General features: G+C 36.5%; 12 protein-coding genes. 10 read left to right on the plus strand and 2 right to left on the minus strand.

Features of this window, described 5'->3' with window-relative positions; genetic code table 11:
• Positions 1-82 precede the first annotated feature (82 nt).
• Together HMPREF9225_RS01790 and HMPREF9225_RS01795 are read left to right on the plus strand one after the other, a co-directional pair.
• Positions 83-760 carry an ABC transporter ATP-binding protein gene (locus tag HMPREF9225_RS01790; protein WP_008901218.1) on the plus strand — a complete coding sequence of 226 codons (678 nt, stop codon included), beginning with the start codon at positions 83-85 and terminating at the stop codon, positions 758-760.
• Entirely contained in the window at positions 723-3,224 is a 2,502-nt protein-coding gene (locus HMPREF9225_RS01795; protein WP_008901219.1) for an ABC transporter permease, read from the plus strand. Before HMPREF9225_RS01790 ends, HMPREF9225_RS01795 begins: the two co-directional genes overlap by 38 nt.
• Positions 3,225-3,260: 36 nt before the next feature.
• Here HMPREF9225_RS01795 and HMPREF9225_RS01800 read toward each other — a convergent pair whose 3' ends face one another.
• Together HMPREF9225_RS01800 and HMPREF9225_RS01805 are read right to left on the minus strand one after the other, a co-directional pair.
• Positions 3,261-4,304 (minus strand): ribonucleotide-diphosphate reductase subunit beta, encoded by a 1,044-nt coding sequence (locus tag HMPREF9225_RS01800; protein WP_008901220.1) that lies wholly within the window; start codon positions 4,302-4,304, stop codon positions 3,261-3,263.
• Positions 4,305-4,313: 9 nt separating this feature from the next.
• The gene (locus tag HMPREF9225_RS01805) at positions 4,314-6,836 is read right to left on the minus strand and encodes a ribonucleoside-diphosphate reductase subunit alpha (RefSeq protein WP_008901221.1); all 2,523 of its coding nucleotides are present in this window, start codon (positions 6,834-6,836) and stop codon (positions 4,314-4,316) included.
• Positions 6,837-7,013: 177 nt separating this feature from the next.
• Here HMPREF9225_RS01805 and mnmE point away from each other — a divergent pair, with 177 nt between their 5' ends.
• The 8 genes from mnmE (at position 7,014) to HMPREF9225_RS01845 (ending at position 16,430) form a co-directional block, all read left to right on the plus strand.
• On the plus strand, positions 7,014-8,387 hold the full coding sequence (gene mnmE / locus HMPREF9225_RS01810; protein ID WP_008901222.1) for a tRNA uridine-5-carboxymethylaminomethyl(34) synthesis GTPase MnmE: 1,374 nt from the start codon (positions 7,014-7,016) through the stop codon (positions 8,385-8,387).
• 14 nt (positions 8,388-8,401) lie between these two features.
• Positions 8,402-10,303 (plus strand): tRNA uridine-5-carboxymethylaminomethyl(34) synthesis enzyme MnmG, encoded by a 1,902-nt coding sequence (gene mnmG / locus HMPREF9225_RS01815; RefSeq protein WP_008901223.1) that lies wholly within the window; start codon positions 8,402-8,404, stop codon positions 10,301-10,303.
• Positions 10,296-11,000 (plus strand): 16S rRNA (guanine(527)-N(7))-methyltransferase RsmG, encoded by a 705-nt coding sequence (rsmG, locus tag HMPREF9225_RS01820; protein ID WP_008901224.1) that lies wholly within the window; start codon positions 10,296-10,298, stop codon positions 10,998-11,000. The genes mnmG and rsmG overlap by 8 nt, the downstream gene beginning before the upstream one ends.
• A 1,206-nt stretch (positions 11,001-12,206) precedes the next feature.
• Positions 12,207-12,953 carry a ParA family protein gene (locus tag HMPREF9225_RS01825; protein WP_040551263.1) on the plus strand — a complete coding sequence of 249 codons (747 nt, stop codon included), beginning with the start codon at positions 12,207-12,209 and terminating at the stop codon, positions 12,951-12,953.
• Positions 12,950-13,990, plus strand: a complete 1,041-nt coding sequence (locus HMPREF9225_RS01830) for a ParB/RepB/Spo0J family partition protein (RefSeq protein ID WP_008901228.1) — start codon at positions 12,950-12,952, stop codon at positions 13,988-13,990. Before HMPREF9225_RS01825 ends, HMPREF9225_RS01830 begins: the two co-directional genes overlap by 4 nt.
• Positions 13,987-14,871, plus strand: a complete 885-nt coding sequence (locus HMPREF9225_RS01835) for a PhzF family phenazine biosynthesis protein (RefSeq protein WP_008901229.1) — start codon at positions 13,987-13,989, stop codon at positions 14,869-14,871. Before HMPREF9225_RS01830 ends, HMPREF9225_RS01835 begins: the two co-directional genes overlap by 4 nt.
• Positions 14,868-15,299, plus strand: coding sequence for a hypothetical protein (locus HMPREF9225_RS01840; RefSeq protein ID WP_008901230.1), 432 nt, complete (start codon positions 14,868-14,870; stop codon positions 15,297-15,299). Before HMPREF9225_RS01835 ends, HMPREF9225_RS01840 begins: the two co-directional genes overlap by 4 nt.
• Positions 15,300-15,308: 9 nt before the next feature.
• Complete coding sequence (locus HMPREF9225_RS01845; protein WP_008901231.1) at positions 15,309-16,430, plus strand: pyridoxal-phosphate-dependent aminotransferase family protein; 1,122 nt, start codon at positions 15,309-15,311, stop codon at positions 16,428-16,430.
• Positions 16,431-17,019 lie beyond the last annotated feature (589 nt).

Here is a 17,019-nt window from a genome sequence, read left to right on the forward strand (position 1 = left end):
TTTTTTCTTACAAAACTGTAAGAAGTCTTGTAAGTACTTTGTAAGATATAAGTGTTATATTAAATGTGAAGAGGTGATAGATATGCTAAAAGTAGAAAATTTAAAAAGATATTATAAAACAAATGACGTGGAAGTAAGAGCTCTTGACGGAGTATCTTTCGATGTGGAAAAAGGAGAATTTATTTCTATAATAGGAGCATCTGGCTCTGGTAAATCAACCCTATTACATTTATTAGGAGGACTTGATTATCCTACAAGCGGAAAAGTTTTAATTGATGATACCGACATTTATGCATTGAAAGATGATGAGAGAACTATTTTTAGAAGAAGAAATATTGGTTTTGTCTTTCAAGCATATAATCTTTTGCCCATGCTAAATGTATATGAGAATATAATTATTCCCTTTGGTCTAGATGGGGATGCGGTAGATAAAAAATATGTTGATTCTGTAATAGATATTCTTGAGATAAGTGATCAAAAATATAAAATGCCAAACGAATTATCAGGTGGACAGCAACAAAGAGTTGCCATAGCAAGAGCCTTGGTTACCAAACCATCTTTAATTCTAGCTGACGAACCTACAGGAAATTTGGATTCAAAATCATCTTCCCAAGTTGTTTACTTACTAAAAAAGATTAATAAAGAGCTTGGAAATACTATTCTTATGATTACTCACGATGATGCCGTCGCTCAATCTGCAGAAAAAACTCTAAGGATAGAAGATGGAAAGCTGGTGGGAAAAAATGAAAGTCAAAAATAAAGCTTATATAGTACGTCTGTCAAAAAGTATTTTAAATGCAAATAAAAGTAGAAGAAATATTCTCTTATTAGCAATTGCTTTGACTTCTATACTATTTACAAGTCTATTTTCCGTAGCCTTAGGTTTAGTAAAGAGCATGGAAACCCAAACGATGAAAACTGTGGGGTCGATTAGCCATGGATCATTTAAAGAACTGTCTAACAAAGATATAGAAGTTTTATCCAAGGATAAAGACATAAAGGAATTTTCAGTAAGAGAGAAAGTTGGTATTCTTGATGATGAAAAAATAAGTGCAGAACTATCATATATGGATAAGAAAGGATTTGAATGGTCGCTAATAGAAAAAGTTAAAGGAAAATTTCCTGAAAAAGAAAACGACGTATTTATAGATTTAGCAACTGCAAAAAAGTTAGGTTATAAGGGTGAAATTGGAGAAGAGATAGAAGTTCCTTTCACTATAGAAAAACCTTACACAGGAGAAATTATCAAAAAAAGAAGTGATAAATTTATTATATCTGGGACTTTTCAAAATCCTATTGACTCCAACGTTGGTGTAGGACAAATTTATTTATCGAAAGCCTATGTAGATAAATTATCCCTTCCAGAAAATAATAAAGATTTGGAAGTAATGCTAAAGAATTCCTTTGTGATAAAAGATAAACTCTTAAAAATAGCAGAGAGGAATGGATATAAAGTAGCAGATAGCCCTGGAAATTTATCTGATAAAGAAATAAGAATTGGTGTTAATTTTGCTTATATTTTATCTAGAGGTGATAACGCAGACTTTTTGATATTTTTACCCGCATTACTTTTATTAATTTTAGTAATGATTGCAGGATTTTTAATTATCAATAATATATTTAAAATATCTGTAAATGAAGATATAAATTTAATTGGACTACTTAAAACAATTGGTATGACAAAAGTTCAAGTTAAAAAGCTTGTTCATTTAGAATCTTTTATAGTTTCTATCCCATCTATAATAATAGGAAACGCCATAGGTATTTCTATTGGTAAAATAATTTTAAATAAAATATTTTCTTCTAATGTAATGCTAGCGAATATAAATCTATCATTAGCCTTAATATTATTAGTTATACTTTTCTCTGCCATATTTACTTTATTAACTGTTTTTCTATCAGTTATGAGTCCAGCAAAATATGCAGCTAAAATTTCACCAATAGATGCCAGTAAATATAATGAAACTCAAGTAAAAAAGAAATACAAAAGTAATTCTATTTCACTAGGAAAACTTGCAAAAAGACAGGTTTTTTCAAATAAATTTAGATTTATATCCATAGTTCTATCTATTAGCCTTTCTGCAGTTATTTTGAATAGTGTCTTAACTTATACAGGCAATATTGATCTAGAAAAAGGGATTTCTGATGTAATTGTAACTGATTATAATATAGCAAGCCCAAAATATTTTAGGTATATGTACTCAGGAAGTGAGGACGGTATCAAAGATAATTTCATTGATGAAATAGAAAATCAAAAGGGATTTAAAGCTGGAGGAGCTTTATACTATTATGGTTATGAATACGCTTATCCAGATATAAAAATAGAAGACAATAAAGTTGCTCCAATATTATTGGGAATAGATGATTATTTAATAAATAAACAGAAATTTATAGAAGGAGAATTTGATAGTGATAAATGGAATAACGGATCGTATGTCATTGTAGGTGAAGATAGCGATAAGAAATCTTCATTTAAAGCAGGCGATAAAATAAAGATCAATGTAAAAAACAGGGTCAAAGAAGTCCAAGTTATGGGCAAGGTTGAATATAATTTTTCAAATGGATTGAGATATTATCCTATTATCCAGGAAAATCAATTTGATGAGTCTAGCCCTGAGTTAGATTTAGAATATTTTTATTTAAATCCTAATTTGTACAAAGAACTCACAGGCGATAAGAGTATAATGTCCTATGGATTTGATGTAGAAGATAGTGAAAAGGAAAATTTTGATAAGTTATTAAAATCTTTTGAAAATGAACCAGGATTTTCCTACGATTCAAGAGATCTTCAGATAAAGTCTTTTAAAGATTTCAAAAATCTTATAGAATTTGTGGGTTATAGTTTATCTATAGTATTATTCTTAATATCTGTGCTTAACTTTATTAACGTTATTGCTACTGAAATATTAAGAAACATGGTTAACTTATCAATTCTTGAAGCAATTGGAATGACAAAGAAAAATATTAAAAAATATTTGGTGAAAAAGAATTTGATCTATTCTTTATGTGGCTTAGTATTTTCTTTCATCATTATGCTTCTTGTAGATAAATACATCTTGATAGATTTTATGGAACAAACTAAGTGGACTTCCTATAAATTTGTAATCATGCCACTTATACTTGTAAATTGTGTAAATGTTATAATTGGAATACTATTTACTGGTAGGTTCTATGAAAAACACAGCCAAAACAGTGTTGTTGATAGAATTAGAAATATAGATTAAAAAAAGGCTAGGAATATTTTTTCCTAGCCTTTTATTTTATAGGTCGTCTTCTATTATCGCTGATTTTGAGTATGCGGTTACTTTTGCTTCGAAGAAGTCGGTCTTTAGTAGGTTGATGTCTGCGTATTGGGTTACCCATTTCATGGATTCTACTTCTTTGTCATAACCTTCGTAAAGTGGTTCAAAGCCTAAGTTTGTTGCTCTTAGGTTGCCAAGATACTTGATATAATCTTCTACCATCTTGCTAGTTAGTCCTTGGATATCGTCACCGATTACATACTTGCCCCAGGCGATTTCTTCTTCAACTCCGTATTTTAGAAGTGCTCTATACTCTTCTACCTTTTCTTCTGTGAAGAGTTCTGGTTGTTCTTTCTTTAGATCTAGAATTATACTTCTAAATAGCCATAGATGTGTGTTTTCGTCTCTGTTTATATATCTGATTTCTTGTACTGTTCCAGGCATCTTTCCGTTTCTTCCAAGGTTGTAGAAGAACATAAATCCTGAATAGAAATAAATTCCTTCTAATATATAGTTGGCGATTAGAGCATGCATTAGGTTGCCCTTGGTCTTGTCATTTAAAAATCCTGCGTATTGGTCTGTGATATATTTATTTCTTTCAAGTAAGGTTTTGTCATTTATATATTGGTAGAGTATTTCCGTTCTTTCTTCCGGTGAGCATATGGTGTCAAGAATATATGAATAGGATTGGGAATGGATTGATTCTTGGAATGACTGAATTGAAAGACATAGATTTATTTCGTTTGCTGTAATATATGCTTGTAGGTTTGGAAGTTGTGCAGTTTGGATACTGTCAAGGTATATTAGAAATGAAAGTATTTTGTCAAATGCTCTCTTCTCTGCTTCGTCCAAAATTTTATAATCTAGCACGTCCTGAGAAAGATTGATTTCTTCAGGAATCCAGAAATTGTTCATGGCTTGTCTGTACCAGTCGCTGGTCCATTTGTACTTAATATTGTTAAAGTCATTTAAGTTTGTGGTGTTACCATTTATTATGGTTCTCTTTTGTAGGTCTATATCTCCGTTTTCGTTGAAGAGACCTCTTTTTTTAAGTTCTTCCATTTTTCCTCCTTATGCTTGACATACTTCGCATTCGTCTACTTCTAGGGACTTACTTCTCACATAGTATAGTGATTTTAGTCCTTCTTCCATGGCTCTTATATAGAGATTTAGAATCTGTCTCATGGTAAAGTCGCTGGTGATGTAGAGGTTTACAGATTGACCTTGGTCGATGTGGCGTCCCCTAACTCCGGTTGCCTTTATTATGAGTGATTGATCGATTTCATGGGCTTGTTCATATAACCAGAAGGTTCTCGTATTTAGATCCGGTGCAACACGAGGGATGATCGCTCCCTTCTTTTCTTCTAGGAAGAATCTCTTCATAACAGGGTCAACTGCAGCGGTGGTGCCTGCGATTATGGATGTGGATCCAGTAGGTGCAACCGCCATAATATATCCGTTTCTCATTCCGTGTTCGTGGATGCTTGCCCTTAGGTCTTCCCATTCTTTGCCGTGGTAGCCTCTAAGTTCGAAGTAGTTTCCATTGTCCCAATCGGAACCTTTGAAGTATTCGTAAGCTCCCTTTTCTTTTGCGATTTCGTTTGACGCTTTTACTGCGTAGTAATTTAATTTTTCGTACACTCTATCTGCAAATTCCAAATGTTCTTCTTCATCTGAAAATGCAATTCCTTCTTTTATAAGTGCGTGGTGGTAACCAGAAGTTCCAAGACCGATTGCCCTGTACTTGCTATTTGTGATTTTTGCGTAAGGAAGTGGATAGTAGTTTAAATCGATTACATTGTCCAGTCCCCTAACCGCTGTAGATACCACGTACTCAACTTCTTCGTCGTCTTCTAAGTTTATATTTGAGATTACAAGAGATGCCAAGTTACATACTACAAAATCTCCAGGTTTTGTCTTTGTAACCACCACTGTATCTCCTTCTTCTGTTTCGATTTCTTGGGAAACAGCCTCGATGGCGCTCATATTTTGCATAATTTCTGTGCAGAGGTTGGATGAATAGATCATGCCCTTGTGTTTGTTCGGGTTCATTTTATTTACCGCATCTCTAAAGAATGCAAATGGAGTTCCAGTTTCAGTTAGAGATTTGATGATAAGTCTAACCATGTCCTTTACAGAGATTACTCTCTTGGAAATATTTGCGTCGTGGACACATTCGTAGTATTTCTTTTCAAATTCATCGCCGTAGTAATCTTCTAGGCAGTAGCCCTTCTTTACCATGATTTCATGTGGGTCAAACATGTACCAATCAGCATCTATATTATTCTTTGCAAGTCTGAAGAATAGATCTGGATAAGAAACCGCTGGGAAGATGTCGTGGGCTTTCATTCTGTCGTCCCCGTTGTTGGTTCTGATTTGTAAAAATTCTGGAAGGTCCTTGTGCCATGCGTCTAGATACACTGCGCAGGAGCCTTGTCTAACTCCCAGTTGGTCAACTGCAACGGCAGTGTCGTTTACAAGTCTTAGCCATCTTATAACTCCCCCGGCAACTCCTTTGAAGCCTCTGATATCTGATCCAGATGCTCTCACCTTTCCAAAGTATAGTCCCATTCCTCCACCGTGTTTAGAAACTTGGGCGAAGTTGTCGATACTTCTGTATATTCCTTCAAGTGTATCCGAAACTGTGTCGATAAAGCAGGATGAAAGTTGGTAGAATGGTTTACGAGCGTTGTTCATAGTTGGTGTAGCTACAGTTACTTGAAGTTTTGAAAGCACTGTGTAGATACGAGTTGCCCACTCTACTTTGTTCTTTCCTTCTGGAAGTGCAAGATGCATCGCAATTCCCATGAACATTTCCTGTGGACGTTCCAAAACTTTCATGTCGTGGCTACGAATTAGATATCTCTTAGCTAGAAGATCTATGGATGAGTAGGTAAGAAGTTTGTCCCTTTCAGGAACAATTTCCTTTTCCAACTTATCTATATCTTCCTTGGTATAATTTTCAAGGATGTACTTTCCGTAGAGGTTCATCTCCGTAAGATTTTTGATCTTTTCGTAGAAAGTATCTATTCCTTTGTAATTTTCGTTAATTTTTAGTTCTAAATCATATCTGTAAAATCTAGAGGCGATATATTCCCAATCAGGGGCTTCCTTTGTAGTAAGTTCTGATGCGGCTCTTATAAGCATGACCCTTGAATCATCTTGGCTCATGTCCTTTTTGCAGAAGGAGCTGAATTTGTGGAAAAGGGATTCGATTGGATAGAGATCCCTTGAATAATCGTTTCTCACATCTCTTATAATAGAAACGAGGGTGTCGTCTTCTAAATATTCGTTGAAGCCGCGTAGCACCTGTCTGTCCTTTGAGTGGGCAGCCCTATATGTGATGTAGGATTTAACTACGTCGATCTCTTTTTCTTCGATGAGTTCAAGCTCCACAAGGTCTTGAATCTGTTCAACGGTTGGAATGGTATCCTTGTAGAGATCCTCTACTTTTTCAACGATCTTGTCAGTAATTTTGTCTATATATGAATCCTCGAATGGCTTCATAATACCGATGTAGGATTTTTTGATGGCTGTAGAGATCTTTTCTCTGTCGAAATCCACAACCCTTCCATCTCTTTTTCTTATATTCATAGTTCACCTTTTTCTAAAATATTCCTACATATAATCTTATCATAAATAAACTTATCCTACCGATATATTTGCATCTTATTTTTGATAATTATTATAAATCGTGATAGAATTATCTTCAAAATTATGGGTAAATTTTAAAATTTAGCTACATGATGTATAATATATCTGAGGTGAAATATGAAAGAGACAATAGCTGCAATATCCACTGCCACCGGTGAAGCTGGCATTGGAATAGTGAGAATGAGTGGTGAAGACTCAGTAGAAATAGCAGACAAAGTATTTCGTCACATAGGACAGAAAAATCTCACTGAGATTAAGAATAGAATGATGAGCTACGGCCATATAATAGATGAAAATGGAAAAGTTATAGATGAGGTCCTAATCGTTAAGATGATGGCGCCTAACACATATACGAGAGAAAACATGGTGGAGATTTACACCCACGGGGGAATCATCTCCGTAAGGCGTGTTTTAAATCTTCTTCTTGACAATGGAGCGAGAATCGCAGAAGCTGGAGAGTTTACAAAGAGGGCATTCTTAAATGGAAGACTCGACCTCTCTCAAGCGGAAGCGGTAATAGACATTATAAAGGCTAAGACCGACGAGTCCTTTGACCAAAGCATAAAGCAACTGGAAGGTTCTCTAACTGGAATCATCACAGAAATATCAGACGAAGTTACCAAGATGATGGGAATTATAATCGCAAACATAGACTTCCCTGAAGACGACGTGGAAGAGTACCAATACGAAACTCTTTTAAATGATGCGAACAAGGTAAAGGAAAATATAAATACTCTAATAGAAGGTTCAAATAGAGGTAGACTTCTTCGGGACGGAATAAACACAGTTATCCTTGGCAAGCCAAACGTAGGTAAATCTTCTCTTTTAAATGCGATGCTTAGGTATGAAAAGGCAATCGTAACAGATATTCCTGGAACTACTAGGGATATAATAGAAGACTATGTAAATTTGGATGGAATACTTCTAAAGATTACGGACACAGCAGGGATAAGAGAGACTGAGGACAAGGTGGAAGCAATAGGAGTTAGCCGTGCGGTTAAATCCATAGAAGGAGCGGACCTTATAATTGCAATCTTTGACGGAAGCGAAAAGTTCGACGAAAATGACGAAGAGATCTTAAAACTTCTAGAGGGCAAGAAGAGCATAGTACTTGTAAATAAGGCGGACCTTGAAAGTAAAAACTCAGAAGATGAACTTAAATCTTTCTTTGGAAATAGAGATTATATGAATGTTTCTATAAAGAAAGGAACCATTTTAGATATTGAAAACAAGATAAAAGATATGTTTTTCAGTGGAAATTTAAAGGCGAAGGAAGAATTCTACATCAACAATCTTCGCCATGTGAGAGCTCTAAAAGAAGCGACCAAGTTTATAGATTCAGCCATAGAAGGTCTAGAAACGAGAGAGTTCTTAGACTGCATCGAAGTGGATTTAAGGGGTGCACTAGACGAACTTGGAAATATAACCGGAGAAACCACCACAGAAGATATACTGGACAAGGTATTTTCAGAATTTTGTATAGGAAAGTAGGAATAAAATAGAAGATGGCAGAAATTAAAAATTATATTGGAGGAGAGTACGATGTCATCGTAGTAGGAGCAGGTCACGCAGGTACAGAATCTGCCCTAGCTGCAGCGCGAATGGGAAGAAAAACTCTTCTTCTAACCATGAATTTAGATTCAATAGTAGCCATGAGTTGTAACCCAAACGTCGGCGGAACTGGAAAAGGACATCTAGTTAGAGAAATCGATGCCTTGGGCGGAGAAATGGCGAGAAATATAGACAGGACATTTATCCAATCGAGGATGCTAAACCTTTCAAAAGGTCCAGCGGTTCATTCCCTAAGAGCCCAAGCGGATAAGAGAAGGTACCACGATGAAATGAAAAAAGTAATCGAGAAGACCGAGAACCTAGACCTTAGACAGTCAGAAGTAGTAAAAATACTGCTTGAAGATTCAAAAGTCGTAGGAGTCCTTACCAAGACTGGGGCAATTTATAAAGCGAAGTCTGTAGTAGTTGCAACAGGCACATATCTACGAGGCAGAATCTTTATGGGAGAAGTAAATTACAGCTCCGGTCCAGATGGCATGAAACCATCCCTAGATCTTTCAGAATCTCTAAAGGATATGGGTCTAGAACTCATCAGAATGAAGACCGGAACTCCAGCTAGGATGCTTCGCTCTACCATAGACTTTTCCAAGATGGAAGTCCAACCAGGAGATGAAAGAGTGGTTCCATTCTCCTTTGACAATATAGACAAGGACATGTCCAAGGATCAAGTGAATTGCTACCTCACCTACACCACAGAAAAATGTCACGACATCATAAGAGAAAATATAATGAGATCCGCCATGTATCTTGGAGATATCGAAGGCACAGGACCGAGGTACTGCCCTTCCATCGAAGACAAGGTAATGAGATTCAAAGATAGAACCTCCCACCAAGTATTCATAGAACCGGAAGGACTTAGCACAGAAGAGATGTACATCCAAGGCGTGTCCAGTTCCCTACCGGAAGAAGTGCAAATAGATATCTACAAAAATATCATCGGACTAGAAAATGCAAAGATCATGAGATCGGCATATGCAATCGAGTACGATGCCATAGATGCAACAGTAATAGACAGATCATTGGAACACATGGATATCTCAGGATTATTCTTTGCAGGACAGATCAATGGATCCTCAGGCTATGAAGAAGCAGCAGCCCAAGGACTAATGGCAGGCATCAACGCAGCGTTAAAAGTAGAAGGAAAAGAACCGCTTATCCTCGAAAGATCCGACGCATATATAGGAGTATTGATCGACGATCTTGTAACCAAAGGCACAAGAGAGCCATATAGAATGATGACGGCAAGAGCAGAATATAGACTTACACTAAGACAGGACAACGCAGACATGAGGCTCACCCAAATGGGATACGACATAGGACTTGTGACGAAAGAAAAATACGAAAGATACCTATATAGAAAAGAAAATATAGAAAAAGAATTAAAGAGAATAAAGAAAATAAAGATAAATCCAACGGCGGAAAACAATGAAATATTAGAAAGACTTGGAACTACGCCAATCAAGAACACACAAAGTCTAGAAGAACTCATCCGTAGACCAGAACTAGGTTACGATGCGGTTAAAGAACTGGACCCACAAAGACCAGAACTAAGACGAGACATCATAGAACAGGTAGAAATCGAAATCAAGTACAGTGGATATATAAAGAAGCAAAACATTCAAATCTCCCAATTTAAAAAACTTGAGAAGAGATACCTTGAAAAAGATCTAAACTACGAAGAAGTACAAGGACTTAGAAACGAAGCAAGGGAAAAACTTACAAAGATTCGTCCAGAAAGCATCGGACAAGCTGCGAGAATCACAGGAGTCTCCCCTGCAGATATCAACGTGCTTCTAATATATTTAGAAAGAAAAAGACGTGAGAAAAATGACTAGGCTAGAAGAACTATTAAAAGAATTTGAAATAGAATTTGATAGTGAAAAAAATAACAAACTACAAAAATATAAAGAAATTTTACTTGAGTGGAATAGTTTTATGAACCTAACCGCCATCACCGATGACGAAGAGATCGACGTGAAGCATTTCTTAGATTGCCTCACCATCTTCAAGACCGGCGAACTGGATGGGAAAAAATCTGTAATAGACGTAGGCACTGGCGCAGGATTCCCAGGAATACCGATGGCGATAAAAAATCCGGACCTTGAAGTTACACTTCTCGACTCGTTGAACAAAAGGATAAAATTTCTCAATAAGGTCGTAGAAGAAACTGATTTGAAAAACGTCACGACTTACCACGGTAGAGCAGAAGAGTTTGCAAGAAAAAAAGAATTCCGAGATGCTTTCGATGTGTCAGTATCAAGAGCTGTAGCGAATATGGCAACTCTAACTGAGTACACTCTGCCCTACGTAAAGCCTGGCGGAGTTATGATTGCAATGAAGGGTTCGGAGTACAAAGAGGAATTAAAAGAAGCAGAAAATGCAATCAAAGTCTTGGGAGGAGAAATAAAAAATGTAATGGAGATTACCCTTCCAGATGGGATCCTCCACTCACTAATCGTGGTTGAAAAAGTAAAACCAACACCGAAGAAATACCCGAGATCTGGCGGCAAACCAAAATCAAAACCACTGTAGTGGAGATAATTAAATATAAAAAGAGAAAGACTTCCAATTGGAAGTCTTTTTTTGATGCTATCCAGATAGCACGAACAACAAAAATAAAAGTAAATGCTATCCGGATAGCATGAGCAATAAAATAAAAGTAAATGCTATCCAGATAGCATGGAACATAAAACATCAATACTTGACCTCACCAAGGTTATACTCATTCGAAGCCCTAGCCGAAATCTTTGATTTCGTAGCAGGTCTTGTGCAAAGAGTTCCAAAGAAGCCGAACGAAATGAAAGCTGATTTGTAGAACTCGAATGCCTACTCGCTACGCTCGGTCAGGGTGACTGTCTTCATAAATCAAACCAAATGCTATCCAGATAGCATGAACAAAATCATTAGTGATATTACTGAATTGGTTTCTCTACGACGAAAAATTTCCATAACTTTTAAAAAATTAATCTCCCAACTGCAGTCACCCTGAGCGGAAGAGCCGTAGGCTCTGAAGTCGAACGGGTATAACCTCTGTAGAGCAAGTCCTCCCAACTGAACTTCATCAGATAAAATAAAAGTAAATGCTATCCGGATAGCATGGAACATAAATCATCGATACTTGACCTCACCAAGGTTATACCCATTCGACTCGCTACGCTCGCTCAGGGTGACTGTATTCATTAATTAAAACTAAATGCTATCAGCAGACTGTTTCTGCCAATCGGCTACGCCTCTTGGGAAACAGGTTGCATCACACCTACTAAGACTCACTACGTTCGTCAAGTTAGGTGTAGACAGATAGCACGAGCAATAAAATAAAAGCAAATGCTATCCGGATAGCATGTAACATAAATCATCAATACTTAATCTCACCAGAGTTATACCCATTCGACTCGCTAAGCTCGCTCAGGGTGACTGACTTCATAAATATAAAACTAAATGCTATCCGGATAGCATGATATTTATTCAGTAAATTTATCCTTATACTTGTACTCCTTACTATTATTTTTTAATCCTCCCTGTTTTTTGACATCTATTTTTCATTCAAAATTTCATTAATTATTTTAAAAAAATTTTTAATAATACTTTCATGCTATCCGGATAGCATTTAAAATTAAAACATAAATTTTTAATTTATTCTTTAATTAATCTTTAAATGATTTTGATTTTAATCTATAATAGTATTATAAAGATAAATTAAGTAAATTATAGACAAAAGAACATATGTTCGAGGTGAATATGGCAAAAGTTATTTCAATTTTCAACCAAAAAGGCGGGGTAGGCAAGACTACTTCTGTTATCAATTTGGCTGCTGGTCTTGGTCGCCTTAAACAAAAGGTCCTAATCATTGATATGGACCCTCAAGGCAACGCAACTTCCGGCATTGGTTTAAATAAAGAGCAAGATAAAATTATATATGACCTACTAATTAATGGGGATTTAGATGTTATAAAACCTACTGAATCTAAGAATGTAGATATCATTCCTTCTAATCAAGAGCTATCTGGAATCGATCTAGAGCTTGCAAACACAGAATGGCATTACAAACTTAGAGATCAGGTTAATAAAATAAAAGACAACTATGATTATATTTTAATCGATAGCCCTCCTAGCCTAAGCGTCTTATCTATTATGACACTTATCGCTAGCGACAGTATCATTATTCCTGTTCAAACGGAATATTATGCCCTAGAAGGGGTTAGTCAGCTTATAGAATCCATTGATTTTATAAAGGAAAATTTCAATCCGGATTTAAAAATCCTTGGGGTTCTTCTTACTATGTATGACGGGAGAAATAAACTTTCTAAACAGGTTGTTGAGGAAGTGAGAGGATTCTTTAAGGACCTTGTGTTTAACACAACTATTCCTAGAAATGTCCGTCTTGCTGAGTCTCCTGGTTATGGTATGGATATTTTTAAATACGATAGAATTAGTGCTGGCGCTTTTTCATACAAGAAATTTGCGAGGGAGGTGCTTAAGAAATGAGTTATAAGAAGCGAGGGCTCGGTCGTGGTTTCTCAAACTTTTTAAGCAAGGAACAACAGGAAGAGATCACTTCTGAGTTTATGAATGATTCTGATTTAAATAAAGATGATTTAAATAAATCAAATGAAAAGAATATAATAGAAGAAAAAAATAATTCTGGCGTGAGGATAAAATCTACTTTGGTAGGAAATTCTATAATTACCGAAAAGACCACTCCGCTTATTTCTGAAGATAATTTGAATGATGTGAACAACACTCATGATTCAAATAACTTCGGCCTTAAAAATATCGCTGTGGAGCTTATCACTGCAAACCCGGACCAACCTCGTAAGTATTTCGACGAAGATATACTTAGGGAGCTTTCTAAGAGTATTGAAGAGCTTGGAGTTTTGCAACCGCTTATGGTTCGTCCAATGGGCAATAGATACTTTTTAATCGCCGGTGAAAGAAGGCTTCGCGCCTCTATTATGGCTGGTCTAAAAGAAGTTCCTTGTATCGTTGCAGATGTAAGTGACTTTGAAGCGGACAAGATTTCCATAATCGAAAACGTGCAAAGGGAGGACTTAAGTCCCATTGAAGAGGCGAGGGCTTATAGAAATCTAATTGAAAACTATGGAATGTTTCAAGATGAAGTTGGGGATATCCTCGGTAAGAGTAGACAGTTTATCGGAAATAGAATTAGACTTCTAAAGCTTCCAGAAGAGGTTCAAAATATGATAGAAGCCGGAGAGCTAACCTATTCCCATGGTCAAATTCTTTTGTCCCTTGAAAATGAAGAAGACATGTTAAGGGAAGCAAATAGGATTAAAAATGATAGCATTACCGTGACTACCATGAGGAGAAAGAGACCTAGAAGAAAAAAAGAAGTAGTAAGAGACAAGTATCTCGACGCCCTTCTTGAAAAAATGAGCTCTCATCTCGGTACGAAAATCGACTCAAAAGGCACAGGAGCTGTGAAAAAACTAGAAATCGAATACTACAGTGACGAAGATCTAGAAAGAATAGCTTCTATTATAATGGGAGGGGATTTGGATTGACTAAGGAACTTATAACCTACATTGTAAATGCCTTTACAAATAGCGCTTTTAACGGCAATGCAACTGGAGTTGTCATAGATTCTGTTGGCTTAACAGACGATGAAATGTCAAAGATTGCAAAAGATCTAAAACAACACGAGACTGTCTTTGTAAAGAAGATGGATGTAAACAGGTACTCCACCAGATTTTTCACAGACAAAGGTGAGATAGATCTGTGTGGTCATGCGACCATCGCCACATTCTACGCCCTTGCAAAGGAAGAGTACATCATACCCATTGATAGGGGTACTGTGGACATCATCCAACATTCCCGTTTAGGTAAGATTCCTGTAAAAATTGAATACAAGAACGAAGAAGTGTTGGGAATAAGCGTGTTTCTAGAAGGTAAAGAGCTTGAAACATCTGTAACCAAGGAAGAAATGGCAAAAGTGCTTGGAATTTCTAAAGAGGATATGGATTTAGAAAATAAAGACCTACCTATAAAGAAACTTACATCTGGCATTTGCGACATCGTTGTGCCAGTAAAAGATAGAGAAACCCTAAGCAAAATTAGTTTAAACTATGATCTTGCAAATGAAATTGTAAAGAGAGAAGAAGCGCTATCGATCCTTGCATTTACAACTAGTGACTATGAAAGAGTATATTCACGTACATTTTCACCAGGACTTGGCATAGAAGAAGAGCCTGCATCAGGGACATCAGCCCTTGCAACACTAAAATACCTAAGGGACCTAGGACTTTCAAAGGATGTAATTGAATCGGTGCAAGGCGTAAGTTTCGGGAGAATAGGGTACGCAACGGCAGAATATATAGAAGAAATTGACAAAATCAAAGTAACAGGAGAAGGATTTGTATTTTTGACGGGAGTGCTAAAGATATGACAGGAAGAGAATTAAGGCGTCTAAAAACAAAGAGAAAGAGAAGATTTACCCTCCTCGTTTTAATCCTACTAGGACTATTTTTCACAGGAAAGTTCATCTCCAACGCAAATAGACTAATAAAGATTAAGACCAACGAAATCTCCTACATGGAATTTATAAAATTTAAAGAAGACACACTGAACAAGACATCAACACCGAAAATTATCAGGAAGATGGCATCAGCAGTAGAATCCATAAAGGGTAAACCATCTACAAAAGACGCATCAGATACAGGAACAATAAATGTTTTAAATATATATTTCAAAGACAACACAAAGATTGAAATACTTAGGAAGAATTCCTTTGTTTCAATAGATGGAGTCTGGTACAAGATCCAAGGCTCCTCAGCAAATAAATTCGACAGACTATTTGAAGAGTACAGTGAATAGGAGGAAAAATTGAAAATTTTATCGGCAGGACCTACATCCATATCCAAAGAAGTAATGGCAGAAATGGGCAAGATCCACACAAATCCGGACCTAGATCCAAACTACACACAGTTTCACAGAAATGTAGAAAAGAAAATTGCAAAGATACTAAACACAGAACAGACCACATTTCTAATGCTAGGAGAAGCAATAATGGGCCTGGAAGCAGCAGTAATAAACATAGTAAATAGAGGCGACAGAGTGCTTGTCCTTCACAACGGATACTTCGGCAAGGGGTTTTCCGAATACGTGGAAAATGTAGGAGCAACTCCAGTAGAATTGAAATTTGACTACAGAAGGGGCATCGACATAGAAAAACTAAGAGAATACTTAGAAAAGGATAGCGACTTCAAAGCAGCGACCTTCGTTCATTGCGAAACACCATTTGGAATAACAAATGACATCGAAAAGATCGGTAAACTACTAAACAGCTACAATATTTTATCCATCGTCGACTCAGTAAGCGGCATCGGAGGAGAATATATAGACTTCGACGAATTTAAAATAGACGTGCTAATCGGAGGCTCACAAAAGGTCCTATCAGCACCGACAGGACTTACCACAATCACACTATCAGAAAGAGCAAAAGACGAAATCGCGAAGAAAAAAGTAGAATCCTACTACTTAAACTTCAAAAACTTCTACGATTACAAAGACGCAGCCTTCGCATTTCCATACACCATGAACGAAAACCTAGTACACGCAATGGATGTGGCGGTGGATAAAGTCCTAGAAAAAGACACAGTAGCCCTACATAGAAAATATGCGCAGGCAACGAGAATCGCAGTAGAAAAAGCAGGACTAGAACTATATGCCAAAGATTATTTCGCAAACACAGTAACCACAGTCCTCCTACCAGAAGGATTTGACGCACTTAAACTTCTAGAAAAGATGAGAGAAAGAGGAATCATCATCTCCGGAGGAATGGCAGATATTCTTCACAGTGCATTTAGAATCGGACACATGGGCAATAATATCGATTTTGACGACTTCAAAGAAATGTTTAGAAACTTGGACGAAGTACTAAAAGAAATGAAAGTGCCTATGAAAGGAAGTCTGGAAGAAGAATTTGTAAAAGCGATAGAAAAATAAAAAATAGATAGAATTTTTAAAAACTCAAGGAAACCCTTGGGTTTTTATTTTTTTGCAGTGGTAGCAACCTGCTTCCATAAATCTTGACACTAAATTATATTTATTTAGGCGTTAGCCGTAAAACAACAATTCCTGCTATTCACACCCGTAGCGGAAGCAATCTGCTTCCATAAGCCATGATACTAAATTATCTTTCCTCAGGCGTTAGCCGTAGAACAACCATTCCTACTATTCACACCTGTAGCGGAACCTTCCAGGTTCCACAGCCGAGAGGCTCTGCACAAGCAAACTCTTTTGATTCACAGAATTTCTAGAGGTCTGTCTCTATGGATTGTCATCCTGAGCGGAAAAGGCGTAGCCTTTGAAGTCGAAGGATCTGACCTATATTTAACCTATATAAGGCAAAAATAATAAATCTAAATAAATATCTTTAACATAACCTAACAAAATTCTTTCTCCTTCCAATTTTTTTTTACGAGCATGGCAGTCGAGTTCTGCAAATCAGCCTTCATTTCATTCGGCTTCTTTGGAACTCTTTGCATAAGACCTGCAACGAAATCGAAGATTTCGGCTAGGGCTTTAACGGAGG

Source organism: Peptoniphilus duerdenii ATCC BAA-1640 (assembly GCF_000146345.1).
Classification (GTDB): Bacteria; Bacillota; Clostridia; order Tissierellales; family Peptoniphilaceae; genus Peptoniphilus_B; species Peptoniphilus_B duerdenii.